The organism is Granulicella mallensis (assembly GCF_014203225.1).
In the GTDB taxonomy this organism is placed as follows: Bacteria; Acidobacteriota; Terriglobia; order Terriglobales; family Acidobacteriaceae; genus Granulicella; species Granulicella mallensis_A.
On record NZ_JACHIO010000008.1, the window covers coordinates 24,201 to 50,175 of the forward strand.

Consider the following 25,975-nt stretch of genomic DNA (forward strand, 5'->3'; position numbering starts at 1 on the left):
CCGCATGCCGACACCTGCACCACCCCCTCAAACTGCTACTCGATTGCCGCACAGAACGCTGGTCGCGGTCCTGGGATTACTCGTTATCGCGATCCCAGCTTGCGCCTGGCCTGCGGTCAAGGCCCATCTACAGGCAGTCGCGGTCCTGGACCTCGTGGCCAACCAGCCGGTGCCCGCACCGCTGCAGGCCCTGGCGACTGAGCCCATCACCACCAGCGAGATAACAATCAACACGAGCCAAGGCTCCGTGCGCGCTCGACTCTATACGCCGCTGCATCATCCGAAGGCGCCCGCGCTGATCGTGCTGCATGGAGTGCATCATCTCGGCATGGATGAGCCGCGATTGATTGCCTTCGCCTCAGCCATGGCCTCCTGCGGCCTGCGTGTACTCACGCCGGAGCTACCCGACATCAAGGATTACCACGTCGGCGCGAACTCCATTGCAACCATCGGCGACGCGGCTACGTGGCTCGCGCAGCAGGATGGAGGACAACCTGTAGGGGTCATGGGCCTGAGCTTCTCAGGCGGGCTGTCGCTCCTCGCCGCCTCTGATCCAAAGTTCCAGCCGAGCATCAAATTTGTCGTTGCCGTTGGTTCGCAGGATGAGATGTCGCGTGTGGCCGAGTACTATCGCACCGGCAAAGATCTGCGCCCCAATGGGACCGTAGAGCTGCTGGCCCCGCATGAATACGGTGCGCTGGTGCTGGAGTATGAGAACCTCGAAGACTATGTTCCGGCTCCCGATCTCGAGCCTCTGCGCGCCGTGCTGCGCGCACATCTATACGAAGACATCACCGCCGAGAAATCTGCGCTGGCGAAGCTGACTCCGGCACAGCTTGCGGAAGTGAAACAGCTGATGGACACGACTTCCACGACAACCCATGACCGGCTGGCGGCTGCGGAGACAAAGCACATCGCGGAGATGGCCGGCGTCAGCCCTCATGGACACCTGCGGCAACTCACGACACCGGTCTACCTGTTGCATGGCGAAGGCGACAACATCATTCCGTCCGCGGAGACTCTATGGATGGCCGATGAGTTACCGAGCGAGATGCTGAAGGCTTCGCTGGTCTCGCCTGTGCTCACCCACATCGATATTGATAACCATGGTCCGACAGCGATGGATCGCTGGCAGCTGGTGCATTTCTTTGGGTTGATTCTGGATGCGGCGGCCCACTGACAACTGTTGCTTTTGTTTTTCTGGTTTGTCATTCCGAGCGTAGCGAGCGAATCTGCTTCCTCCCGTTCTTCGCCTGTATCGCCTCAAATCCTGGGTAAGGCCCAAGGAGCGTCATCTGTACGGGCATGGGGTAAAAACGGGAGAAAGCAGATTCACTCGCTGCGCTCGGAATGACAAGCAAGAAAGGCAACAGCAAGAGCAGAAGCAGATTCCCTTCGGGAATGACAACAAGAAAAGCAAAGGCCAAAGCAGCGACGAACTACAATCGAAGTCAACGCTATGCCAGACCTCATCACCCTCACCGACATCCACGCCGCTCAGGCACGCATCGCAGACACCGCCGTACGCACTCCTCTGGTACGCCTTAGCCGCGCGCGATTGCGCATGGCCGGCTTCGCCGAGTTCGCAGAGAGCACACCGGACATCTATCTGAAGGACGAGTCGGCGCAGCCCATCGGCAGCTTCAAACTACGCGGCGCGTACAACAAGATCGCCCAGCTTTCCGCGGAGCAGTTGCAGCGCGGCGTTATCACCTACTCCTCGGGCAACCACGCGCAGGGAGTGGCGTTCGCGGCGCGAGCGCGGGGAGCGAAGGCCGTTATCGTGATGCCCTCGAACGCACCGCAGTTGAAGGTAGAGGCCACCAGGGCACTTGGCGCGGAGATCGTCACCGTTGGCCCGGCGAGCCTGGAGCGCAAACAAAAGGCTGAAGAGCTCGAAACACTGCACGGTTACACGATGGTGCCTCCCTACGACGACGAGGCCGTCATCACTGGACAGGCGACATGCGGCCTGGAGATTCTTGAACAACTGCCGAACGTCGATCTCGTACTGGCACCTGTCTCCGGCGGAGGCTTGCTTTCAGGCGTGGCCAGCGGGATCAAGCTCGCGGCGGACGCGGCAAATCAGGTCGCGCCCAACATCTGGGGCTGCGAGCCGGAGCTTGCTGCCGACGCCAAGGAGTCCTTCGACACGCGCACACTCGTCGAGTGGCCCGCTGCAAAGACCACCCGCACCCTGGCCGATGGGCTGCGCACGCAGTCGCTCGGCGAACGCAACTTCCAGCACATCCTGCAGTTTGTCGACGGCATTGTGACCGTTACAGAAGACGAGATTCGCACCGCTCTGCGCGTCATTCTGAGTGCAACCGCACTGGTTGCCGAACCCTCCGGCGCAGTCACCCTGGCAGCGATCCTCTTTCATGCGCACGAGCTTCCCAAGGCGGACAAGGTTGTCGCCGTACTCTCCGGGGGAAACCTCGATCCGGCGCTACGCGCTGAACTTGAGGCTGAAACGAAGGCGATTAACGGCTAAAATCTCAGCCATGCGTTTCTCCTCTGTCACTGCGGCGTTCCTGCTCGTGCCGGGACTGCTGTTTGCGCAAAAACAGAAGAGGGACAACCGCAGCGGCTATGACCGATCGGCGCGTTCGACCGTGCTGCATACGGCCAACGTCTACGCCACTCCCGACAGCAGCGCCCCGCCGATCGTCACGGTTACTCCCGGCCATGAGATCGTCGTGACAGCGCACAATGGCCCGTGGGTGAACGTCTTTGCCAACACCGACACCAAGGAAGACGTAGACCCCGACTCCAAGCCCGAGTTCGAAGATCCCGAGGCCAATCCCGATCCAAGCTCCGGCTGGATTCGCGACAAGGGCATTGTCGGCCCAACCACACCAAACGGCGATGTACTGATCTATGGCGCAGCTGCCGAGTATGAAGCGCAGGCGATGCGACCGCACGCGCCTAAAGGAGCCGACCAGGCCGCGCATCTGCTCTATCATCGCGTCGCCAACTACTTTCCCGACTCGCCGCTCGCGCCCGAGGCCGAGTTTCGCGCCGCTGACATTCGCTGGCAGCTCGACAAGCTTGATATCTCCACGCTACCCAGCGCGCATGAGCAGGAGGCCTTCCTGCGCCCTCAGTTATATGAAGGCGAGTTCAAGCATCTGATGAAGCTCTATCCGAACTCTCCGTTTACAGCACGCGCGGCGTTCGAACTGCTCGACAACAAGCTCTGCGGCGACTGGCAGGGCCTTCCGAAGTGTCCGGAGATGGAGACGCAGCTTTATCTGAAGTACGCAGACCGCTATCCCGATGGCCCGAAGTCCGCCGAAGCGCTCTATAACGCGGCCTATCGCCAGGGTGCGCTGGTGACGATGTACACGCTCGATGAGAATAAAAAGAATTCAGAGGCCGCGGCGAAGAACTGCCAGTCGATTGCCGATGAGTTACGGCAGAAGTATCCGCAGTCGGACTTCGCGGCTCGCGCGGCGACCGTTGCCTTTCGCGTGAAGCAAGGTATCCCGGTCTATGGAAACGATCGAGACTAAACGATCTTTGGATTAGCCTTTCCTACGCATCGAAAGCCAATATTCGAGGCCGAACTATCAGGAGTATTGGAGGTCCGCGCCGCCACCCTGTAGCGATTGCAGTAGGACGCGTGGCACAGAAACGAACCACCCTTCATCACCTTTGCCTCGCCGGCCGGCGGACCCACAGGATCTTGTGAGGTAGAAAACGTCGTGCCGAACCAGTCTGCACACCACTCCCACACGTTGCCGGTAACGGAGTACAGGCCATAGCCGTTAGGCGGAAAACTGTCGACAGGACAGCTTCCGGCATAACCATCTTCGGCTGTATCTTGTCGCGGAAATTGCCCCTGCCAGATATTGCACAGATGCTTTCCCTTGGGAGTCAGTTCATCGCCCCACGGGTAGAGCTTCCGTTCGAGGCCGCCACGCGCGGCGTACTCCCACTGGGCCTCGGTGGGCAGCAACCTCCCTGCCCACGCAGCGTAGGCTGCAGCATCGCTCCATGAGACGTGCACTACCGGATGGTTCTGCCTGTCTTTCACATCCGAGCCTGGGCCTTCCGGGTGATCCCACGTAGCACCGGGGACCTTGCACCACCAAGGCGTCATCGCGACGGTGTCTTCTACCACTTCTTCGAAACGCTCCTCAGGAATGTGCGACCAGAAGACGAACGACCAACCAAAGACTTCGGCCTCGGTACGATGGTTTGTCGCTGCGATAAAGGCAGCGAAGTCGGCATTCGTAACCGGGTAGGTATCGATGTCGAAGGCCGAGAGCGAGACGGAACGAACCGGGCCTTCGCCATCGGCAGGAAAGCCTCGTTCGTAGTTGGTGCCCATAAGAAAGGTGCCGCCGGGAAGCGGGATCGTCGTACGGCTTGGAGCTAGACCGGGGGTATAGACCAATGGGGCTTTGACGGGAGTTGAAGCTTCGCGGACGGATGTCGGCGTGCAGCAGGATTTGGGGTTGTTGTCAGTACTCATCGCACGTCCGATAGCAGATCGAAATCATCACTATAGATTGTAGGTCGTGAACAGAGCTCACATTCAATTTCAGACTCCCTGGAGTGTGTCACCTAATTAGCGCAGGGTATGTTCTCCCGATGCTTCAAATAAGCCACGATAGGTCGCCCCTTCAGGGCTCTGCCTTCGAGGGGCCCATAACCCAGGGTTCCAGCGGCACGGCGAGCAAAAAACGCTCGCCATGCCGCCTCCACCCTGGGCTGGGATATACCGCCCCTTTGGGGCTCTACCAGAGACCTGCCCTACGGATAGAGCTTCGCTTCCACGATCTCAGGCTCAGGCTCTCCAGCCGCCACAATCAACTTCTTCAACTGTTCGCGTAGTTCATTGGCCTTCTCGCGATACTCTTTGCGACCAGCGAGATTGACCAGTTCGTTGGGGTCGGCGCGCTGGTCGTACATCTGGTACTCGGTATAGGTCTTGGCTGCCAGCTCCTTGCCGCCCGATATGTCGGCGACACAGTAGGTCCAATCCGGCGTACGGATCGCGCGCCCGGTCATCGACTCGCTGATCTGGATGAGCTGCTGATTCGGCCAATGCTGACGCGCCTCAGGATCGTTGAGCAACGGCAGCACGCTGTGGCCCTTCCAGGTCGAAGGCACGGGAACACCCGCCGCTTCGAGCAGAGTTGGCGCAAGATCGATGAGACCAATCAGTTCGGGGACCTGTTGTGTTCCTCGGAAGCCGGGGCCATCGATTACCAGCGGGACACGGATCGAGCTATTGTGGGTGCTGCGCTTGTACTCCTGGTTGCGCGTCATGAAGTGGCAGCCATGATCGCTGATGAAGACAAAGATGGTGTTCTCGGCCAGATGCTCTTCTTCGAGGATGCGGCGCACGCGGCCCACTGAAGCATCGATGGACTCGATGCAGCCGTAGTAGTCCGGAAGCTGCGCCTGCCAGGTGCCGGGCAGCGCGCGAAGATCGTCGGGCACGACCGAGTTGACGTAGCGCGCAGCCGCGCCCTTGGGGGCGATGGGCTGGTGCATATCGTTCTGCTGGTGAGGCTCTAACTGCGAGATAAAGAGAAAGAACGGCTTGTCGTGCTTCTGGCGAAGAAACTGCTCGGCGCGGTCGGTGAGGAAGTCGACGCGATACTCGTCCTTGTAGGTGATCTCTTTTCCGTCGCGATCCCAGATCGTTCCTTCATACGGGTGCGAGGTATTTTCAATCGCGTTGGCCCCTTCCCAGAGGTCGAGAAAACCGCCTCGGTCTTCGGCCTTCACCGCTCCCGGGCTGCCACCCTGTGCAGGGTTCTCCAGAGCGAGATGCCACTTGCCGATAAGGTTCGCCGAGTAGCCCGCCTTGCGCAGCTCCCCTGCAAGTGTCGGCAGCGACTTATCCAGCTCCAGGCCGTTGTGCCAGACTCCGGTCTCCGTGGCGTAGCGGCTGGTAAAGATCACAGAGCGCGCTGGAGCGCATACCGGTTGATTGGTAACCGCATGGGTAAAGTTCTTGCCACGCGCGGCGATAGCGTCGATGTTCGGTGTGTGCGTCGAACTATTGCGACCGTTGGCTCCAACAAAGTCCGACCGAAACTGATCGGCGAGATACAACACGATGTTGGGCCGCGAGGCAGGCTTTGCTGCAGCGCCCTTGGACTGTTCCGCCTCAGCGGCACCCGACACAGCAGCAGCTACCGCGGCTGCCACGGTGCCCTTCAAAAATGATCGGCGACTCTCTATCGTTTCCGGCATCTTCAACTCCTACCAGTAAATCTTTGCAGCGAACTGCAGTTGTCTTGAATTATCACGCGTGCTGGTGATCGACGCGAACGTAGAGGGCGTTGTAAAAGTAAGGCTTCCCGGGGCCGAGAAGTTTGGCGTATTGGTGATATTGAAAGCTTCGGCACGAACTTCCAACCGAGTTCCTGCGACGAGGGGAATCTGCCGGAAGAGCGAAGCGTCGAGCTTATGGTAAGCCGGTCCACTGACCTGTGTGGGAGAGCCTCCCAATGCCGCCAATCCGGTAGCTGTCGTAGCAGGATTGGCAAAGGCTGCGGGGTTCAGGAACTGCGTCGCGTTGTGAGGGCCCGCATAAGGGTTCTGTCCTGCTACTTTGAGAGCATTGCAACCCAAACCAGCAGCAGTGGTAACCGAGCAAGCTACGGTGAGAGGCTGACCATCCTGTACCGTCGCGATTCCCTGTAGCGACCATCCGCCTGCCACATAAGCCGCAGGCCCATGCGTGAGCAGCGCACGCCCGTGACCGAACGGCAGAGCATAGGTTCCATTCGCATGGAAGATATTGCGAACATCGGTATCGCAGAGAGCATAGTCAAACCCGATGCCAGCCCCCGGAACATAAGGCGCGCGATAACTGCCGATATTGTTATCGAGCTGATCCCGCGCATCACCCATGCACTTCGACCACGTGTAGTTGGCATCGAGCGTCAGCCCGTTCGACCAGCGGCGAGTGACATCGAGTTGCAAGCCGTTATAGTTTGTTACGCCTGACGGAGTGATGAAGGTACCGCCACGAGCGAAATCAGGGAAAAAACTATTTGTCTGCGCGTTAGCGCTTGCGGGAAGAACCGTATCGAGCGTGTTGGTATTGATCGGAGTTTGCAGGTGTCTCGATACCGACCCCGCATAGCCGATCTTCAGAACGGTTGTCGAAGTAAGTTGATATTGGACCTGCAGGTTGTAGCCCTCGGTATAGGCACTCTGCCAGTTGTACTGTCGGCCAAGAAGAGTGATGCTCGACAGGTTTGCGTTGGCTGCGTTGAGTGGAACGTTCGTCAACCCATTGGCCAGCGTGCCGATCGAGTTATCCGGCGTTAGCGGAGTAACAGGATTGCCTGCGGTATAGCTCGTCGCGATGTTGAATGGGAAGTTGGCTCCTGGCTGTGCGCTCAAACCATAATTCTCATAGCCACCATAAAACAGGCCAAACCCGGCATGAATGACAACGCGTGAATTCGCCTGATAGGCAATACCGAAGCGTGGAGCGAAGTTTTCTTTCTGCGCCGTTCCCAATCCCCTGTTATCGGTCGGGACAAAAGCGATATTGTCTTTATTCAGCAACGCAATAAAGGCTTGCGGCACCGAAGCTACCTGTGATCTTGGAATGAGAAATTGAGCACCGACCGCTGGATTGCTCAAAGGCCCAGGGAGGAAGTTAGCCTGCCGATCGTCACGCTCGGTCGGGACACCGTAGTGCTCCCAGCGCAGGCCGAGGTTCAACGTGAGACGCGAGGTGGCGCGCCAGTCGTCCTGGACGTAAGCACCCACGTAACTCCGGTGAAGATTGCTGATAGGAGGAAAACTGGAGGCGCTGACAGTGTTCGCGCCGCCTATGTTGTCGTAAGCGGTCGAGCTATTGCCGACCGTATTACGAGTCGGGTTCAGAAGGAACTGCGCGCGGTCAGTGGAGCCGTCCGTCTGGCTCACGATGGAGGTATAGATGCCGCTATAGCCAAACGAACCGCGCGACGCGGAAGGCGTCGACGTGGGATACAGGAGGCTCTGGTAGAGCACCCCGGTGCGCAGCACATGGTGGCCGCGCGAGATCGTCACGTTGTCGGAGAACTGCGTAATGTCACTCGCCTTGTTACTGGGCAGCGATCCAGACTGCCCCAGGTTCGCCAACGCGCCGAACGTCAGGGTAGGCAAGCCACCGTTCCCTGGAAACTGCGGAATACCACCAATCCCATACTGCGCTGGAATGCCTAACTGACTGGCAAAGGGCTGCTGGCGAATGTCGACCACACGGCTATAGCCGACGCGCGCTTCGTTCACAATCTGAGGAGTGAAGATGTGGGTCTCACTCACGGCAACATTCTGCGCCTGTGTCCATCCATTGCCGGGACGGCTCGCCTGGCCATCTGCAATGCCCTGGAAAGGCCCGGGGTTCAACTGGTCCGTATCGAGATAGCTGTAACGCACAAACGCCGAATCGCGGTCGCTGAAGTGCTGGTCGACACGCAGGTCGATGCCATCGCTGTTATTCGTCACCGTGGGGAACGAGGTGAAGTTATTCGTTACACCACCAGCGGTCGGCGAAGGGAATAAATTCAACAAAGCGATTGCGCTGGAACTCAATCGGCCGCTGGGCAATCTATTGAGCAACGCCACTTGTCCGGCGTTGGTGAAGTTTGTCTGCCCTGCAAGAGACCCTGAGTAAAAAGGATCGCGCACATAGCCGGTGCTGGTCGCCTTGAGTCCAGTGGTTGCGTCGATTTGTCCGCCTGTGATGGGGCGGCTAGTCGCCGGATCGAAGATCGTACCTACGTGAAAGACTCTGCCCAGCAAGTCGGTCTTGGTTCCGCTCTGTCCCGTAATCAAGTCGCCGAAGTTCGTAAATCCAGATTGATTTTCGGCAGCGGTCGGTACGGTAACAACCTTGCTGCTGTCCTGCGCGCTGCGCAGGCCTTGATAGTCGAAGAAGAAGAACGTCTTGCCACGGCCGTTGTACAGCTTGGGGATGACTACCGGTCCACCAAGGGCGAAGCCGAACTGATTCTGGCGAAAGGCAGGCTTGGCCGCTGCCGTCGCAAAGTAGTTGCGCGCATCCAGAACATCGTTGCGGAAGAACTCCCAGGCATCGCCGTGGAAGCGATCGCCGCCTGACTTCGTCGACACATTCAAGACTGCGCCCGCAGAGTGGCCGAACTCCGCCGTGTAGTTGTCGGTCTGCACGACAAACTCCTGCAGCGCATCCGGCGGAGGCATGATGACATACTGCGTCTGGTTTACGTAGTCCGCAATAGCCGCATTGTTATCGATGCCGTCGAGCAGGTAATCGTTCTGCCCGCGACGCGCGCCGTTCGCGCTGAAAGAGCCACTGGCAGCCAGGCCGCGTGAGTCCGCCTGTGCAATCGTGACACCGGGAGCGGTCTGGGCCAGGAACGTTACATTGCGGCCGTTCAACGGCAGATCGTTGATGCGGCGCGCATCAACCAGTTGCTGCAGCGCAGAGGTCTGCGTCTCCAGCAGCGGCTGGGTGGAAGCGACCTCTACCGTTTGCGTTACCTCGCCTACGTGCAGGGCTACGTCTTCGCGCAAGGTTGACTGGGCCGTGATCGCCAGGCCCTTCTGCACATAGCGCTCGAAGCCTTCCTGCTCCACTGTGAGCGAATAGGTCCCGATAGCAAGTGGCGAGAAGGTAAAGCTGCCATCGCTGCCTGACTTCGCGGTGCGCTCGACACCGGTCTCCTCACTGCGCAACTTGATCGCGGCACCGGATACTCGCTGCTGTTGTGCGTCGGACACAGTGCCGACGATAGCGCCGGTATCTACCTGGGCCCAGGCCGCAACGTGAAGAGATGCAATCAATACCAATAAAAGTGAGATGTTCCTGCGCAGGGACACGGAGCCTCCGGTGAGAGAAGGAAGACACGCTTATTCCGGCGGGGAGAAAGTACGCACGCAGAGATAGCTCGTCGTTCGAAAAATAAATTAGAAAAGGGGAGTTAGCTGGCTAGTAACTTAGCGGCAACAGGTACAACAACAACCGGTGCGGGGAGCAACCGGGGAGAGGCCGGTGGAGGCCATCATCACGAATTGTTGGTTACTGCATGACATCTTTGCCTGCCTGTCTGCAAAGCATAGGAGGAATATATTCGTATGTCAACTTTTGAGCTTTATTGAGCGACCTACTCAGGCGATTATTTTGCAAAAAGCGAAGGGGTGGCTATATCCCAAATCTGTCCCTGGTTGTGCCTGTGCAGCCTGGGCCGCCCGAAGGAAGGCAATTCAGTCGTTGCGCCCTACGGGCTTCACTCCGGCCTTCGGCAGAATGGTATAGGTTCTGGATCGTGCTTTTCGGCACGGTTGAAACCGTGCCCTTCCGGGCTTGCCTCAACAAGCTATTTGCACGGTTCAATCACTTTCTCAGTGCAGTTTGATGACATGCCCTAGGACTTCGCACGCTTTTTCGCCGGCGGAGGACAGGTAGATTCCCGCACCACTAACTCCGGGTCGACGACCAATTGTTTAGAGGGAGGATGGTCCGGGTGAGCGGTGATCTGCCGCACGAGCGCTTCAGCGGCAAGCATCCCCATCGTGCGCAGAGGCTGCCGCACTGTCGTCAAGCTGGGATTCTGGAAGGCTGCCGACTGTACGTCGTCGAAGCCGACGACCGAGACATCCTGCGGCACGCGCAACCCCGCCTCACGCAGAGCACGGATGGCTCCAATCGCCGAAACGTCATTGAACGTAAACAACGCGGTAAAGGGTGTATCCGATGCCAGCAGCCGTTGGGCCGCGAAATAACCGGGCTCATGCGAGGGCGCATCCCCTTCAAGCTGGGCCACGAGTTTGGGGTTCAGCTTAATCTGCGCCCGCGATGCCGCGTGGCGAATCGCCTGCCAGCGCGGTTCCGTATCCGAGCTGAAGCTCTGCCCCTTGATGATGGCAATCTCGCGATGCCCCAACCCCACCAGGTGATCGAGCGCCAACTCCACGGCACGGCGCTGGTTCAGCATAATGTTCGTCACACCCTCCTGCTCGTCGGGGCAGGAGACGGTGATCGTCGGCAGCCGCGAGTGCAGCGGCATGATGGTATCGATGGCAATGATGCCATCGACGGAGCGCTCCATCAACAGCGACTGCGCCCGCTCAATCAGCTCGCTGCGATGGTGATGGCTGATGAGGAAGTAGATGTAGCCGGACTGCAGCAATCCCTGTTCGATTCCGGCGAGCACCAGCGTCGCATAGCCCTCGGAGACCTCCGGAACCAGCACGCCGACCATCATCGACCGGCCATGCCGCAGCGATCGCGCCAGCGCATTCGGGCGGTAGTTGAACTCCTTGGCGGCGGCAAAGATACGGTCCTGTGTGGTCTTCGGGATCGACTTTGCCGCCGGAACGCCGTTCAGCACGCGCGAGATGGCCGCTACCGAAAGCCCCAGATGCGCCGAAAGAGTCGCCAGCGAAGCGGGTGCGCCATGCCGGGAAGTTGCATCTGATAGATCAGTCTTATCGGATTTGTTTACTTTTTTCGACGAAGGTGCCACCTCGTGAGTCTTTCACAAGTGGGCACCCGCGCGAAAATCGATTGCCGAGGCTTGACAGTCGTTATCGAGACGGAGCATAGTGCCTATTTGCTCAAACGTTTGCCTAATTGGGCAAACGTTTGCTCAGGCGCTATCGCAAACGCCAAATATTTACGTTGTCGGACTTTCCTGGAGGCAGTATGAAGTTGATCTCTACCATCTTTCCCCCTCAGCGCAGGGCCTTTCGGTGGCTTGCGCTCGTGGCAATTCTTTGCGTCGCTTCCCTGGCCGCGCATGCCCAGTACCGAACGTCGGTCCAGGGTGTTGTCACTGATCCGCAGGGAGAGGTCGTCCCTGGCGCGACCCTGACACTGAAGAACACCACCACGAACGGAACGATCGTTCACACAAGCGACGCCAATGGCGTCTTCAACTTCAACGCTCTGCCGGCCGATCCCTTTATTCTGACGGTCGCACGTAAAGGTTTTGCGACCAAGGTCCTCAGCGACCTCCAATTCGTTCCTGAAGAGGCCAACGCCTTGAACGTGCAGTTGGCCGTTGGCGGAGACACGCAGACGATTACCGTCGACGCCTCGACACAACCGGCCCTCAATACAGAGAACTCAAACCTGGGCGTCACGATCAGCAGCAACGACATCGCGCACCTGCCATCCTCCGGCCGCGACGTATTCACCCTGAGCCAATTGGCGCCGGGCTCGATTAATGATGGGTCGCAAGCTACAGGGGGTGGTGTCTATAACACTCCGGGTAACCAGGGTGTTGGCGGTTCAGGGTCAGGCGGACAAGAGCCAACCGAAAATAAACCTCAAACCTTCGCCAATGGCAACCAGAATTCGGCCAATGGCATTGCGATCGACGGTATCAGCACCACCAGCGCGGTCTGGGGTGGAGCCAGCGTCATCACTCCTGATCCGGACTCCATCGCTAATGTGCGAATCGTTACCAATCAGTACGACGCGGAAAACGGACGCTTCAGTGGTGCCATCACAGAGATCACCTCGAAGAGCGGTACGAACCAGTTTCATGGAAGCCTCTTCATCGACATTCACCGTCCTGGCTTGAATGCCTACCCTCACTTCTCCGGAACCGGCTCTGATCCTAAAACCGGTAGAGACAACTCCCGTTTCAACCAATATGGCGGCAGCGTTGGCGGCCCGATCTGGAAGGACAGGGTCTTCGCCTTCTTTTCCTATGAGACCTCCCCACAAGGGAATGCCCCCACGACAGGAACCGGTTGGTACGACACTGCCGCCTTCGATGCTCTAGGACGCAGCGGAAGCATTGCATCAACGTATCTGACCTTTCCCGGAGCAGGCGTCAACGCCACCGGCCTTGTCCCGGGCGTGACCTGCGCAACTGCCGGCCTGGTTCAAGGTGTCAATTGCAATGCCGTCGCAGGAGGCTTGAATATCGGCTCTCCGTTGACCTCCGCCTTGGGAACTCAGGACCCTACGGCCACTGGAACCACTGCCAATCCAGGAGTTGGCAGTGGACTGGGAAATGTAGCGGATATTGCAGAATTCGCTACAATCTCGCCGCATAGCTCGTACTACAAGGCATACAACGGGCGTCTCGATGCCGATGTCACGAAAAGCGATCACCTCAGCTTTGCCATCTATTGGGTGCCTCAAGGGACTACAGGCGAACAGGGTGGATCCCGCAACTATGACCTCTTCTTTCACGACCAGATCAATGATGCTTTCTCTGTAATTTGGAACCACACGTTCTCGCCAACATTCCTCAATGAAGCCCGTGCAAACGCCGCAGGCTGGCGCTATAACGAAATCACCTCCAACCCTCAGTCGCCCGTCGGTTTGCCCCAGGACGATATTAACCAGATCGGCTCTATCACTCTCAATCAATTCGGCCCTTCCGTTGGCAGCGATCTGAACCAGTGGACCTACGGCTACAAAGATGTCGCAACCAAGGTCTGGGGACAACAGACCATTAAATTTGGTGGCGATTACACGAATCTTCACTACCTCAATAATCCGACTTACACCTTTGTTCCCACCTACGATTTTTATAATGTCTGGGATTTCCTGAACGATGCGCCACACCAGGAGCAAGGACAGTTTAATCCGGCAACAGGTTTCCCCGGTGGCGCCCGCCAGGACGACCGCGAAAACCTCTTTGGCTTTTTTGTGCAGGATGACTGGAAGATTCGCAAGAACCTGACCATCAACCTGGGCCTGCGCTATTCCTATTTCGGCTCACTTTACGACAAGCAACACAATATCGGTGTGGCTACTTATGGTCCGGGGGCTGCGACCTATACGGGTCTTACCGTCAGGACTGGCGGCAACGTCTGGACACCACAGAAAGGTAACTTCGGACCCCAGATTGGGTTCAACTGGAGCCCGGAGACATTCCACGACAAGCTTGTCGTTCGTGGCGGTTACGGACTGAGCTACAACCAGGAAGAGATCGCCATTACATCGAGTGGCGGCAGTAATCCTCCGCTGACGTTCAACGCTAACTTCGCCTTCGACAGCCCCTCCAACCCGGGGGCTACAGGTGGGAACATTCTTTATGGAATTTCGAGCAGCCCGACAAACTTGTTTGGTTATGCTTCGAATCCCCACACCATCGTCTCGGTCGACAACGCTGCAGGCATACCGGCCTCGGGTTCAGCCAACATCACAGTCTTTCCTTCTCATCTGCCTACCACGTACGTTCACCATTACTCACTGGACTTGCAGTATGACCTAGGACACCAGCTTGTAGCGACATTGGGCTATCAAGGCAGCTCGTCCCATCACGTCATCGAAAACTCCAACTCCAATGCCTTCGCACTGGCTAATGGCCTGGCGCTGAACCCTCTGGTTACGAGTGGAAATTACTGGTGGAATGGCGGCTCTGCCAACAACAATGCTCTGCTCGCAGGCTTGAAGCACCAATTTGCGCATCACTTCTCTGCCGAAGGCCAGTTCTCCTGGGCAAAGAGCCTGGATAATACCTCTGGGCCGTACGAAGAGCAGCCGTATACCCCCGTTAATTCAAGCTATGACTATGGCCGTTCCGATTTCAACGTTGGAAAATCCTTCAAGGCTTTTGGCCTCTGGCAACCGGTTCTCTTCCACGGCAGCAATCGCTGGATGGAAAAGATTGCTGGCGGCTGGTCGCTGAGCGGCATCTACACGGTTCATACCGGCTTCGGCTGGACACCTAACTACGGAATCCCGCAGTCGCTCTACTGCTCCAACTGCGGCTACCAAAATCTGCGTCCCTTCTACCTCGGAGGCTCTCCACGTTCTACGAAGAATAGTGCTTTCGAGCCCAATGCCGCAGGTGTTTCTTCAAATTACCCAGGAAACCTAACCGGGGTTACACAGACGGCGACAGTCAACGGAGCTACTGGGACACCTGTTCAGTACTCCAATCAATACTTCAGCGTGCCTAACTTTGCTGCGGCTATGACAGCAGCCAGCGGCACTGGATTCCCAGCAGTGAACGCGGCTCTCCCACCAGCACCTGGAATTGCACGTAATTCATTCAACGGCCCTGGATACAAGGATGTCGATGCCTCTTTGGCAAAGGCATTCGGTCTCCCCAAGATGCCAGTTCTAGGCGATCAGGCGAATATTGAAATCAGCATCAGCGCCCTCAACCTGTTCAACAACTTGAACCTCAACCCATCCAGCATTGCAACGAATATCAACTCCTCAAACTTTGGAACGGATAATGCACCTCTCGGTGCACGGTCCGTTACCTTTCACGCGCGGTTCAGCTTCTAACTCGCGTTTGTAGTCCTTTGCAAACAAGAGGGTGCTCCTCAAAGGGCACCCTCTCTTTTCACTCAACATCTGGATTTTGATCCCGCGTAGTGTGAGCAGCCGGGGGCTCCCATGGAAGACATGCTGCATCGATGGAAATATGGCACGTTTCAGTTAGGACTCGTAGCTGCATTGGCTACAAGCGTATTCACAGGTTTTAAAGTTCAAGCCCAGGAACAGATACAGATTGACGCTGCGGCACCCACAACTCCCTTCCCTCACTTCTGGGAACAGATGTTCGGCTCAGGACGAGCCATTCTTTCGCTGCGCGAGAGTTATCGCGATGATCTGCGCGCAGTAAAACAAGTTACTGATTTTCGCTATGTGCGCTTTCATGCCATCCTGCACGATGAGGTTGGTGTCTATAACGAGGACGAGCACGGCAACCCGGTTTATAACTTCACCTACGTCAATCAGATTTATGACGGCCTCCTAAAGAATGGCGTGAAGCCTGTCGTCGAGATCAGCTTTATGCCGAAGAAGCTGGCCTTCAATCCGGATGCCCTCCATCCCTTCTGGTACAAGCAGAATGTCTCGCCGCCGAAGAGCATGGAGCGCTGGGACGACCTGATGAAGGCGTTCGCGCAAAATCTTGTAGACCGCTATGGGATAGATGAAGTTTCAACCTGGTACTTCGAAGTATGGAACGAACCGAACATCGATTTCTGGGGCGGCATTCCGCGGCAGGAATCGTACTTTGACCTGTACGCTCATACCGCGCGTGCGTTGAAGGCCGTAGATCCTCGTCTTCGCGTAGGAGGCCCGGCAACGGCTGCCGCGGCCTGGATTCCAGCCTTCCTGAAGTACACGGCAGAGAACCACGTGCCGGTAGACTTCGTCTCCTCGCATGGCTACGACGACGAACCGGTACAGAGGCTGCTCGGCACAAATGAAGATATTCGTGAAGAAGATCGCACCTGTGCAGCAGCGGCAAAGGTGCGCCACCAGATCGATGCCTCGGCGTTGCCACATCTACCTTTGCTCTGGACGGAGTGGAACGTTCCTGGCCGCGATCAACTACGCGATACAGCTTACGTTGGACCGGCGCTGGCCGAGGCTGTTCGCACCTGCGATGGTGTAACCGACTATCTCTCCTTTTGGACCTTCTCCGATGTGTTTGAAGAAGGTGGCCCGGCGACAAAACCCTTCGAAGGCCAGTTCGGACTACGCGCTGCGGGCGGTATCAATAAACCGAGCTTCTACGACTTCGCGCTCTTACACCAACTGGGGACGCAACGCATCGCCAATCCATCGCATGACGTGATCGTTACGAAGCTGGCAAATGGCTCCCTGGAGATTGCTGTCTGGAATCTGCCTGATCCCGGCGCGGCTCCTCAATCCAAACAGGTAACACTAGCCATTCAAGGGGTAAAGAAAAACGCGCAGGTCACAATCGAGCAGGTTGATGACGAGCACAGCAACACGCTCAACGCCTATGCGAAGCTGGGCAGCCCACGCTATCCGAAGCCCGGACAAGTCGAGCAGATGAATCGCGAGACGGCGCTCACTTCCCCTGAACACCGTTCGCTTACCAATGGAAGTCTCTCGCTCGAACTTGGGAAGAATGCGCTCGTACTGATCGAAGTTCGGCCATAAGTGCTTTATCCCCTACGTTCAGCGCGAACCTATCAATCATCCGTCCGGAAGAATCTATCCGGCAGCACTGAAAGGAATACCATGCGGAAACAATTGAAACTTCGCTCTGTTGCCCTGGCGGCGGGAGTGTTTCTTTTTTCAAGCTCCATGCTTTGCCTCCAGGCACAGGAGCAGGAACACATCGCTATCGATGCCAAGGCAGCGACTACACCCTTTCCTCATTTCTGGGAGCAGACATTCGGCTCAGGCCGGGCCATTCTTTCGTTGCGCGAGAGCTATCGCAATGATCTGCGCACAGTGAAGCAGGCGACTAACTTTCAATCCGTACGCTTCCACGGAATCTTCCTCGATGAGGTTGGACTCTACGACCCGGATCGCCAGACGAAGAACCCTGGCCTGGCCGCGCAAGCTGCTAATGATGCCTCAATCTATAACTTCTCCTACATCGATCAAATCTATGACGGCCTGCTGGCTAATGGAGTAAAGCCCTTCATCGAGTTGAGCTTCATGCCGAAGAAGATGGCCTCCGATCCCAATGCGCTACATGCATTCTGGTATCACCCGAACGCATCCCCACCGAAGGACTATGCCACCTGGGATGCCATGATCCGTGCGTTTGCCGAACATCTCATCAAGCGCTATGGCATTGAGGAAGTAGCCACATGGAAGTTTGAAGTATGGAACGAGCCCAACCTGGACTTCTGGATGGGGAATCCGAAGCAGGCCACTTACTTCGAGCTCTACGATCACACAGCGCGCACGCTGAAGGCCGTCTCTCCGCGCCTGATCGTCGGAGGACCTTCTTCCGCACAGGCCGCGTGGGTTGCACCTTTTCTCGCGCACGTGAAGGAGAAGAACGTTCCGATCGACTTCGTCTCGACCCACGTCTATGCCAACGATACGGCGGACAATGTATTCGGCACGACCGAGAATATTCCGAGAGACAAGATGGTGTGGCGTGCTGTCAAAAACGTCCACGAAGAGATCCTGAACTCGGCCTTTCCGAAGCTGCCGCTCATCTTCTCCGAGTACGGGGCCAGCTATTCCAATGAGCCGAATGTCACCGACTCCACCTATATGGGCCCATGGATGGCGAATAACATCCGCCTTTGCGACGGCCTGACCGAGAGCATGGACTACTGGACCTTCTCAGACGTCTTTGAGGAGCAGGGCGTCGTACGATCGCCCTTCTATGGCGGCTTTGGCCTGCTGGCTGCCGACAGCATTCCCAAGCCTTCGCTCAATGTTTTTCGCACGCTGCACAAGTTGGGTGACCAGCGCATCTCCGTGGCTTCAGAGTCAGCACTGGCAACGACTACAGCGAATGGCGGACTCGCGGTTGCCCTATGGGACTACGCTCCTCCCACAGGTACAGGCGCTACCTACACGATGCCCACCGGACCCGCTGGCCCGGCGAAGACGTTCGATCTTGACCTGAAAAATGTACCTGCGAATGCCTCCGTCCAACTGTGGCGCGTGGACGATGACCACGGCAATGTGCTGAAGGCGTTCGACGCTATGGGACGTCCCGCTGGCGATCTCACCCAGGAACAGGTTATAAAGCTTCGTGCAGCCGGAGAGATGGCTCCTGCGGAGCACGTACACCTCAAACAAGGAAAATTACAGGTCACAGTTCCGGCTCATGGCCTGGCGCTCGTGGTGATAGAAAGGTAGCTCGATGCAACGGCGCACATTACTGAAGTTACTTGCCGGATCGGCACTGCTACCGCAGATTCCGGCATTCGCACGTACGAAGAAGCCTAACCATAGTCTTACCCAAGAGGATGACTCCTTCCTCGACGAGATGCAGCGGCGCGGCTGCCTGTATTTCGTCGAGCAGGCTGGGGCGAAGACCGGCCAGGTGCTTGACCGGGCCGCGTCGGCTAATACCGATGGCAAACGTGACCCTCGCCTGATGGCCAGCATTGCGGCTACAGGCTTCGGCCTTTCGGCGTTATGCATCGCGGAAAAACGTGGCTATCAGCCTCGGCAGAAAGTCATAGAACAGATTCGCAGGACACTGCGCTTCCACTACGAGCAGATGCCGCACGAACATGGGTTTCTCTATCACTTCAACGATGTCGAATATGGCGCAGCCTACATCGGCAGTGAGGTCTCGTCGATCGACACCGCGCTCCTGCTGTGCGGCGTTCTGACGGCCCGGGCCCACTTCCATGAAGACGCCGAGATCAAACGGCTCGCAACGGCCCTTTACGAGCGCGTCGACTGGCCCTGGATGCTCAACGGAGGAACGACCTTCTCCATGGGCTTCTCTCGCGGCAAATTCATCCCATCTCGTTGGGCCCATTACTGCGAACTGATGATGATCTATCTGCTCGCCATGGGGTCCCCAACACATCCTGTCGAAGCTTCAGCCTGGGACGCCTTTGATCGTCCAAAGATCACCTACAAGGACTACACCTACATCGGGGCGGGCGATCCGCTCTTCGTGCATCAGTACAGCCATGCGTGGTTCGACTTTCGCGGCAAGCGCGACAAGTACGCGAACTACTTCGATAACTCCGTCATCGCGACCCAAGCCCATGAGGCCTATTGTCTTAGCCTGGGTAAGCCCTACTCGCCTGATTACTGGGGCATCAGCGCTTCGGACTCCGAGCACGGCTACACCGCCTGGGGAGGGCCTCCGGGTGAGGGCCAGATCGACGGCTCCGTCGTACCCAATGCTCCTGCGGGATCGCTTCCCTTCCTACCTGCAGACTGTCTCCGCGTGCTGCGCTCTCTGAAAGAGAAGTATGGAGAAAAGGCCTGGGGTCGGTATGGTTTCTGCGATGCCTTCCATCCGGAGGCAAAGTGGTATGACCCGGATGTGCTTGGGATCGACCTGGGGATCGGTGTGCTGATGTCGGAAAATCTGCGCTCCGGCTTTGTTTGGGAGACCTTTGCGCGCAATCCGGAGGTTTCGGTTGCGATGAAGAAGGCTGGATTCCGGGCTGTCTAGAGCTGTAAGCCTATAGTTCATACAAGAACATTCCGGGGCAATTCAAATGCTGTCATGCTCCGGTTGAGATGACAATTTTATAGGGAATTTGAAAAGAATAAAAATTCTATACCTATACGGAAACTGCTCTAAGGGGCCTGCTAGAGCAAATCTCCTGTTACTGGGTAGTGGAATCGGGCTTGCAGTACCGTTTTTCTGGGGAAAAACGGCCATAAGTGTCGTGGTTTCGCTATACACCTACAGGAAATTTGCTCTAGCTGCCACCACTGTTCTGAATCCGCTTCCGGCTCTCACGCAACAGCGTAAGAAAATCACGCAGAGATACTCCCTGATTCTTCGGGTTCCACGACACCGATAACCCCAACGACAACGTCTCCGGCAGCAGCGGGCTGAAGGCAACATACTTTTTCAACGTAGGGGCTTCGAGTGCGGCACGCAGCCCACTCCATCACGCTGCTGTCTCGCCGCGTCATATGATCTGACAAATATATTCCACAATCTTCAGTCCCACTCCGCCGTCCTGCGGGCATGGACAACGCAGAAATACATATATTTTGGGTGTGATTCAAATAATGGGAATAATCCGCGCTTCCGCGTGTTTAGTTGTCGTACGGCAACTAAAAAGCCGTGGAACATACAGCACGTCAGCAATCACATTGTCTTGTTGATTGAAAATTGCCATCACTGGTTGATAAGTTCTGCAGATACTCCCGCCTGCAGTTCGATTCCATCCTTAAAAGTTGCAACTGCACATAGGATGACTGCCACCAACTGCAGGGGCTTGCCGTTTAGGGCAAGGCAAGAAGGAGAATTCTCATTGTCAGGCAAAGTTGATCCGCAGGTAAAAAACATTCAGCCCTTTCAAGCCATGACGGCACAGCAACCTGTATCCACGGAAAAGATGCAATACGTGCTGGAGTCTGAGAAAGAACGCCACCGCTTGGAAGTACAGGCTGTTGTGCTTGAATCATTCACTCGACGCTTTCTAATCAGTGCCGGACTTGCAAGCGGCATGAGCGTTCTTGATATTGGCACAGGCGCCGGAGATGTTGCGTTACTTGCAGCTGGAATCGTGGGTCCGACAGGTAGAGTTCTCGGTGTTGACACCGAAGCGGGCATGGTAAATCGCGCACAACAGCGGGCGCAGGCAAAGCAGATCGAGAATGTTCAGTTTCAACAAAGCTCCCTGCTGCCAGACGAAAAACTGGGCGAGTTCGACTTCGTCATAAGCCGGTTGGTTACAGCCTTCCAGCCGGACCAGGTCAACTTTCTTCGCCGAGCTGCCTCCCTGGTGAAGGCGGGTGGAAGCATCGTCTCGATAGAGGCCGGGTGGAATCTCTGCGGCCAATGGACGAATCCCGCAATTCCCGTTTACGACGAGCTGACCAGGAGCGCCATAAGCCATATGGAAGCATTTGGCTTTGATTCCAAGCTTGGATCTCGCCTGATTCAGCTATTTACCCATGCAGGGCTTGGCAGGCCATCGGTTGCCGCAGAGTTTCTGGTCGGCGGCCCTGACTCGATCTTACTCGATTACACCCTTCTTAACTTTGAGAGTCTCTTTATGATATTCAGAGGAAAAGGACTCGACGTTCCAGATGAGGACGATCTAAACAGAAAGTATGCCGAGATACGAGAAGCTGCAGCATCATCACATGTTCAGTTCAACGGTCCTTGCATTGTCGGCGCGTCTCTAAAGATTGAACAGACCTTTATCGAGTAGATGGCCTGCAATGGCGCAGACATCGCTCCCCCCACCAGGAGCGATGTCTGCGTCATAGTGCCCGATCCAAGCGTCGCCGAATATTTATGTCAACGTTCGTAAAATAATCTTCAGATTTCGTCCCGCCTACTTCCTCTTCCTTCTGCTTATCAGCGCGGAGCGCTGATAAGCACTCTAGCTGCCCCCACTGCTCTGAATCTTCTTCCGGTTCTCACGCAGCAATGTCAGAAAATCACGCAAGGCCACCCCCTGATTCTTTGGGTTCCACGACACCGATAGTCCTAGCGACAGCGTCTCCGGGAGCAGGGGGCTGAAGGTGATCCCCTTGGCGCGCAGATGGCGCATGCCTGCCGGAACCAGCGCGATGCCTTCTCCCGACTCAACCAGCGTCAGCACACCCGGCCACGACGACGAGGTGTTTGCGATGTTCGGAGAAAAACCCTCCGCCGCGCACAGCGAAACGATACCGTCAAACAGAAATGGATTGGAGTTGCGATCAACCAGCACCAGTGGTTGACTCTGCAACAGGCTTACCGGAACATCGCGACCGGCAAACGGGTGGTCGAGGCGCATGGCCACCACGATGGGGTCGCGATACAGAAGCTCGGAGCGCAGCGTGCGGTCGAACGGTGGCTCGAGCGGCCGCGTCAGTCCCACGTCGATGCGGCCTTCCTCCAGTGCCGCGACCTGCTCTATGGCGCGCATCTCGATCAGTGAAAGCCGAATTCCCGGCCGGGTTCGCCGGTACTCCCGGATGATGCGCGGAAAGAACCCTCCCGCGCCCCACATAAAGAACCCAATCGACAGCGTTCCCACTTCGCCGTGCAGCGATTGGCGCGTGAGATCGACGGCCCGCTGCGCCGCTCGCAGCGTCTTGCGGGCTTCCTCCAGAAACACGTGGCCCTCTGCGGTGAGCTGCACCCGACGGCCGGAGCGATCGAGCAAAGCCCCGCCGATCTCGGCTTCGAGATCGGCCATCTGCTCGCTCACAGACGACTGCGAGACATTCAGCCGCTGTGCCGCCGCCGAGAGGCTTCCGAAATCAGCAACCGCCGTAAAGTAACGCAGATGACGCAGTTCCATGAGGTCAATCTACCGATCTTTCGGTGTCAAAAATACCGATCTTCCGATCTCATTCTATCGGTTTTACCGATAGGACATGGAGGAAAGAACTGCGAATCGGAATAGGAGGAGTTAGAGTCCTTATTACAGGATCTTTTTTGTCCGTGGAGTCCCTTTCATGTGGATTGTTCGACTTGCGCTGACTCGGCCCTACACGTTCATCGTGCTGGCTCTGCTCATTCTGATCGCGGCCCCGGTCGTGATCCTGCGTACCCCGACCGACATCTTCCCCAACATCAATATCCCGGTCATCTCCATTGCGTGGCAGTACACGGGATTGAATCCGGAAGAGATGGAAGGGCGCCTGACCTCCCCGTACGAAAAGGTCCTCACCACGCTGGTGGACAACATCGAGCACATCGAGTCGACCACCATCAATGGCCAGGCGATCATCAAGGTTTACCTGCAGCCGGGAGCTTCGCTGGACACAGCGAACGCCCAGGTTTCAGCGGCCTCTGAGTTTCAGCTCCGCTCGCTGCCACCGGGAATTCTACCTCCCCAGATCATCAACTTCTCCGCCTCGAGCGTTCCCATCCTTCAGCTTGGTCTCTCCGGCAAGGATCTGTCCGAGCAGCAGTTGAACGACATTGGCCTCAACTTTATCCGGCCGCAGTTAGTAACTGTTCCCGGCGCCGTCGTTCCGAGCGTCTACGGCGGCAAACAAAGATCGATCATGGTCAACCTCGATCCCAGGCGACTGCAGGCCGAAGGGGTCTCGCCTATCGACGTGCTCAACGCGATGAACCAGCAGAACGTGGTTCAACCCGGAGGCACCGCCAAGATCGGCTCCGCGGAGTACGACGTCCGGCTCAATGGCTCCCCTCTTACTGTCGAGGGCCTGGAGAACCTTCCGCTTAAGCAGGTAAATGGAACAACGGTCTACGTGCATGACGTCGCCAGCGTCGTTGACGGAAGCATTCCGCAGACCAATATCGTTCGTCAGGACGGGCATCGCGGCGTACTCGTCTCCATCCTCAAGTCCGGCTCTGCCTCTACGCTGGACGTCGTCAAAGGCGAATTCGCTCTTCTGCCGCGTATCAAGTCTGGCCTGCCCTCGACCCTCAAGATCACCCCCATCGGCGACCAGTCGATCTTCGTGCGCTCCTCGGTGAATGGCGTCATCCGTGAAGCGGTCATCGCAGCGACGCTCACCGGACTGATGATCCTGCTGTTCCTCGGCTCCTGGCGCTCCACGATCATCATTGCGGTCTCCATTCCTCTCTCGATCCTGACCTCGATCATCGTTCTTGGCCTGGTGGGACAGACGATCAACATCATGACGCTTGGCGGCCTGGCGCTTGCCGTGGGTATCCTCGTCGACGATGCCACCGTCACGATCGAAAACATCGAGCGCTACCTGGAAGAGGGCCACCCGCTGAACGAGGCCATCCTCGAAGGCGCGGCACAGATCTCGGTGCCCGCGCTGGTCTCCACACTCTGTATCTGCATCGTGTTTCTGCCGATGTTCTTTCTCGCAGGTGTGGCGCGTTACCTGTTCGTTCCGCTGGCCGAGGCCGTCGTCTTCGCGATGCTCGCGTCCTACATGCTCTCGCGAACCCTGGTGCCGACGCTGGCGATGTATCTGCTGAAGGCCCACGATCACCACGCACCCCTCTCACGCAATCCTCTTGCGCGCTTTCAGCGGGCCTTCGAGCGTGTCTTTGAGCGCGTGCGCTCCACCTACGAGTCTCTGCTGGAGCGTCTCGTCGCAGCCCGCAGGATGTTCATCCCGATCTTCCTCGGCTGCTGCGTGCTGGCCCTGCTGCTGGTTCCGACGCTCGGCCAGAACTTCTTTCCCGCTACCGATAACGGCTCGTTCATTCTGCATGTTCGCGCCAAGACCGGCACGCGTATTGAAGAGACAGCCAAGCTCTGCGATCTCGTAGAGCAGTCCATCCGCACCACCGTGCCCGCAGGCGAGATGGATAACATCCTCGACAATATCGGCCTGCCTTACTCGACGCTGAACACGCAGCACGCGACCAGCGGTTTATTTGGCGCGGCTGACGGAGACATCCTCGTCTCGCTCAAGGAAGATCACCACCCCACCGCCGATTACATTCGTACGCTGCGCGAAAAACTTCCCCGGGAGTTCCCCGGAACGGTCTTCTACTTCCTGCCCTCCGATATCGTCACGCAGATTCTGAACTTCGGCCTGCCTGCTCCCATCGACGTGCAGATCGACGGTCCCGATGCCGTCGGTAATCGCAAGGTAGCCGACACCATTCTGCAGCAGTTGCGGCAGGTACCGGGCCTTGTCGATCTTCGCCTGCAACAACCTGACGACTATCCCGTGCTCAATATCAACGTGGATCGTACCAAGGCGGCGCAGGGCGGCTATACGCAGCGCGATGTGGGCACCTCGGTGCTCAACATCCTCTCGGGTTCCACGCAGCTCACGCCGATGTTCTTCCTCAACTATCGCAATGGCGTGGTCTACAACATCGTTGCCCAGACGCCGCAGTACCAGGTGCAGTCGCTGCAGGACCTGCAGAACATTCCAGTGACCGCGCCGGGCGCGAAGCAGCCGGAGATTCTCGCGGACATCGCTGACTTTGGACGCTCCACAGAGTTGCCCGTCATCAGCCACTACAACATTCGCCGCACGCTGGACATCTACGGCAACGTGCAGGACCGCGACCTGGGCACGTCGGCACGGCAGGTGGAGCGCATCATGGATGCCAATCGCGGCTCGCTCGCGAAGGGCAACTTCATTCGTATGCGCGGCCAGGTGGAGACGATGCGGAGCTCCTACACCGGCCTGATCTTCGGCCTGCTGTTCTCGATCGTTCTCGTCTACCTGCTGATCGTGGTGAACTTCCAGTCGTGGCTCGATCCCTTCATCATCATCACGGCGCTGCCTGCGGCGATCGCCGGCATCGTGCTGTTTCTCTTTCTCACGCACACCACGCTGTCGGTGCCTGCGCTGATGGGAGCCATCATGTGTATGGGTGTGGCGACGGCCAACTCGATTCTCGTGGTCTCGTTCGCGAAGGAGAGACTCAATGACACCGGCGACGCCATCCGCTCGGCGATCGAAGCCGGAGCGACGCGCTTCCGTCCTGTTGCCATGACGGCGCTCGCGATGATCATCGGCATGATTCCGATGGCGCTCGGCGCAGGCGATGGCGGAGAGCAGAATGCGCCTCTTGGCCGCGCCGTTATCGGCGGCCTGGGTCTTGCGACTGTCGCCACGCTGATCTTCGTTCCCGCCGTCTTCGCGTTGCTGCATGGACGCGACGGCGCTAAAGCAAAGCCTGAAACCGCACAGGAACAAGCCACCGCCTAGCCCGCGAACTTGTGCCGAAGCTGGTTGCGAAAA

The 25,975-nt window shown here is 57.5% G+C and carries 15 protein-coding genes; 9 read left to right on the forward strand and 6 right to left on the reverse strand.

The features are described from left to right. Positions 1 to 4: 4 nt before the first annotated feature. The 3 genes from HDF15_RS10540 (at position 5) to HDF15_RS10550 (ending at position 3,515) form a co-directional block, all read left to right on the forward strand. A complete protein-coding gene (locus HDF15_RS10540; protein WP_184255318.1) occupies positions 5 to 1,180 on the forward strand; it encodes a CocE/NonD family hydrolase in 1,176 nt (391 codons plus the stop codon). Positions 1,181 to 1,459: 279 nt separating this feature from the next. Continuing rightward, positions 1,460 to 2,494 carry a threonine/serine dehydratase gene (locus tag HDF15_RS10545; protein WP_184255320.1) on the forward strand — a complete coding sequence of 345 codons (1,035 nt, stop codon included), beginning with the start codon at positions 1,460 to 1,462 and terminating at the stop codon, positions 2,492 to 2,494. Between the two features lie 10 nt (positions 2,495 to 2,504). Then, positions 2,505 to 3,515: a hypothetical protein gene (locus tag HDF15_RS10550; RefSeq protein ID WP_184255322.1), complete on the forward strand. Its 1,011-nt coding sequence runs from the start codon at positions 2,505 to 2,507 to the stop codon at positions 3,513 to 3,515. On the opposite strand, the gene HDF15_RS10555 is transcribed toward HDF15_RS10550, so the two are convergent. The 4 genes from HDF15_RS10555 to HDF15_RS10570 form a co-directional block, all read right to left on the reverse strand. Next, positions 3,512 to 4,480 carry a formylglycine-generating enzyme family protein gene (locus HDF15_RS10555; protein WP_184255324.1) on the reverse strand — a complete coding sequence of 323 codons (969 nt, stop codon included), beginning with the start codon at positions 4,478 to 4,480 and terminating at the stop codon, positions 3,512 to 3,514. The two genes, HDF15_RS10550 and HDF15_RS10555, sit on opposite strands and share 4 nt — an antisense overlap. A 281-nt stretch (positions 4,481 to 4,761) precedes the next feature. Continuing rightward, positions 4,762 to 6,216 carry a sulfatase-like hydrolase/transferase gene (locus HDF15_RS10560; protein WP_184255326.1) on the reverse strand — a complete coding sequence of 485 codons (1,455 nt, stop codon included), beginning with the start codon at positions 6,214 to 6,216 and terminating at the stop codon, positions 4,762 to 4,764. Positions 6,217 to 6,225: 9 nt separating this feature from the next. After that, the gene (locus tag HDF15_RS10565; RefSeq protein WP_184255328.1) at positions 6,226 to 9,831 is read right to left on the reverse strand and encodes a TonB-dependent receptor domain-containing protein; all 3,606 of its coding nucleotides are present in this window, start codon (positions 9,829 to 9,831) and stop codon (positions 6,226 to 6,228) included. Between the two features lie 545 nt (positions 9,832 to 10,376). Next, complete coding sequence (locus HDF15_RS10570) at positions 10,377 to 11,477, reverse strand: LacI family DNA-binding transcriptional regulator (RefSeq protein ID WP_184255330.1); 1,101 nt, start codon at positions 11,475 to 11,477, stop codon at positions 10,377 to 10,379. Between the two features lie 179 nt (positions 11,478 to 11,656). Between HDF15_RS10570 and HDF15_RS10575 the strand changes: the two genes are divergently transcribed. The 4 genes from HDF15_RS10575 to HDF15_RS10590 all read left to right on the forward strand — a co-directional run bounded on the left by HDF15_RS10575 (position 11,657) and on the right by HDF15_RS10590 (position 19,808). Beyond that, positions 11,657 to 15,214 carry a carboxypeptidase regulatory-like domain-containing protein gene (locus tag HDF15_RS10575; protein ID WP_184255332.1) on the forward strand — a complete coding sequence of 1,186 codons (3,558 nt, stop codon included), beginning with the start codon at positions 11,657 to 11,659 and terminating at the stop codon, positions 15,212 to 15,214. A gap of 111 nt (positions 15,215 to 15,325) precedes the next feature. Next, entirely contained in the window at positions 15,326 to 16,849 is a 1,524-nt protein-coding gene (locus tag HDF15_RS10580; RefSeq protein ID WP_184255334.1) for a GH39 family glycosyl hydrolase, read from the forward strand. 93 nt (positions 16,850 to 16,942) lie between these two features. Further along, complete coding sequence (locus HDF15_RS10585; RefSeq protein ID WP_260331000.1) at positions 16,943 to 18,523, forward strand: GH39 family glycosyl hydrolase; 1,581 nt, start codon at positions 16,943 to 16,945, stop codon at positions 18,521 to 18,523. A gap of 4 nt (positions 18,524 to 18,527) precedes the next feature. Further along, positions 18,528 to 19,808, forward strand: a complete 1,281-nt coding sequence (locus HDF15_RS10590; RefSeq protein ID WP_184255338.1) for a glucoamylase family protein — start codon at positions 18,528 to 18,530, stop codon at positions 19,806 to 19,808. Between the two features lie 253 nt (positions 19,809 to 20,061). On the opposite strand, the gene HDF15_RS10595 is transcribed toward HDF15_RS10590, so the two are convergent. Then, complete coding sequence (locus HDF15_RS10595) at positions 20,062 to 20,220, reverse strand: hypothetical protein (RefSeq protein WP_184255340.1); 159 nt, start codon at positions 20,218 to 20,220, stop codon at positions 20,062 to 20,064. Between the two features lie 405 nt (positions 20,221 to 20,625). Here HDF15_RS10595 and HDF15_RS10600 point away from each other — a divergent pair, with 405 nt between their 5' ends. Next, positions 20,626 to 21,531 (forward strand): class I SAM-dependent methyltransferase, encoded by a 906-nt coding sequence (locus HDF15_RS10600; RefSeq protein ID WP_184255342.1) that lies wholly within the window; start codon positions 20,626 to 20,628, stop codon positions 21,529 to 21,531. 174 nt (positions 21,532 to 21,705) lie between these two features. Here the strand turns inward: HDF15_RS10600 and HDF15_RS10605 are convergent, their stop codons facing one another. Beyond that, positions 21,706 to 22,614: a LysR family transcriptional regulator gene (locus HDF15_RS10605; RefSeq protein ID WP_184255344.1), complete on the reverse strand. Its 909-nt coding sequence runs from the start codon at positions 22,612 to 22,614 to the stop codon at positions 21,706 to 21,708. Between the two features lie 157 nt (positions 22,615 to 22,771). On the opposite strand from HDF15_RS10605, the gene HDF15_RS10610 reads away from it, so the two are divergent. Next, the gene (locus tag HDF15_RS10610; protein WP_184255346.1) at positions 22,772 to 25,942 is read left to right on the forward strand and encodes an efflux RND transporter permease subunit; all 3,171 of its coding nucleotides are present in this window, start codon (positions 22,772 to 22,774) and stop codon (positions 25,940 to 25,942) included. The last annotated feature ends 33 nt before the right edge of the window (positions 25,943 to 25,975 follow it).

Bases quoted from the DNA above. Each gene is read 5' to 3' on its own strand.
- HDF15_RS10540 (WP_184255318.1), top strand. From the start codon at position 5: ATGCCGACACCTGCACCACCCCCTCAAACTGCTACTCGATTGCCGCAC.
- HDF15_RS10545 (WP_184255320.1), top strand. From the start codon at position 1,460: ATGCCAGACCTCATCACCCTCACCGACATCCACGCCGCTCAGGCACGC.
- HDF15_RS10550 (WP_184255322.1), top strand. From the start codon at position 2,505: ATGCGTTTCTCCTCTGTCACTGCGGCGTTCCTGCTCGTGCCGGGACTG.
- HDF15_RS10555 (WP_184255324.1), bottom strand. From the start codon at position 4,480: ATGAGTACTGACAACAACCCCAAATCCTGCTGCACGCCGACATCCGTC.
- HDF15_RS10560 (WP_184255326.1), bottom strand. From the start codon at position 6,216: ATGCCGGAAACGATAGAGAGTCGCCGATCATTTTTGAAGGGCACCGTG.
- HDF15_RS10575 (WP_184255332.1), top strand. From the start codon at position 11,657: ATGAAGTTGATCTCTACCATCTTTCCCCCTCAGCGCAGGGCCTTTCGG.
- HDF15_RS10580 (WP_184255334.1), top strand. From the start codon at position 15,326: ATGGAAGACATGCTGCATCGATGGAAATATGGCACGTTTCAGTTAGGA.
- HDF15_RS10590 (WP_184255338.1), top strand. From the start codon at position 18,528: ATGCAACGGCGCACATTACTGAAGTTACTTGCCGGATCGGCACTGCTA.
- HDF15_RS10605 (WP_184255344.1), bottom strand. From the start codon at position 22,614: ATGGAACTGCGTCATCTGCGTTACTTTACGGCGGTTGCTGATTTCGGA.
- HDF15_RS10610 (WP_184255346.1), top strand. From the start codon at position 22,772: ATGTGGATTGTTCGACTTGCGCTGACTCGGCCCTACACGTTCATCGTG.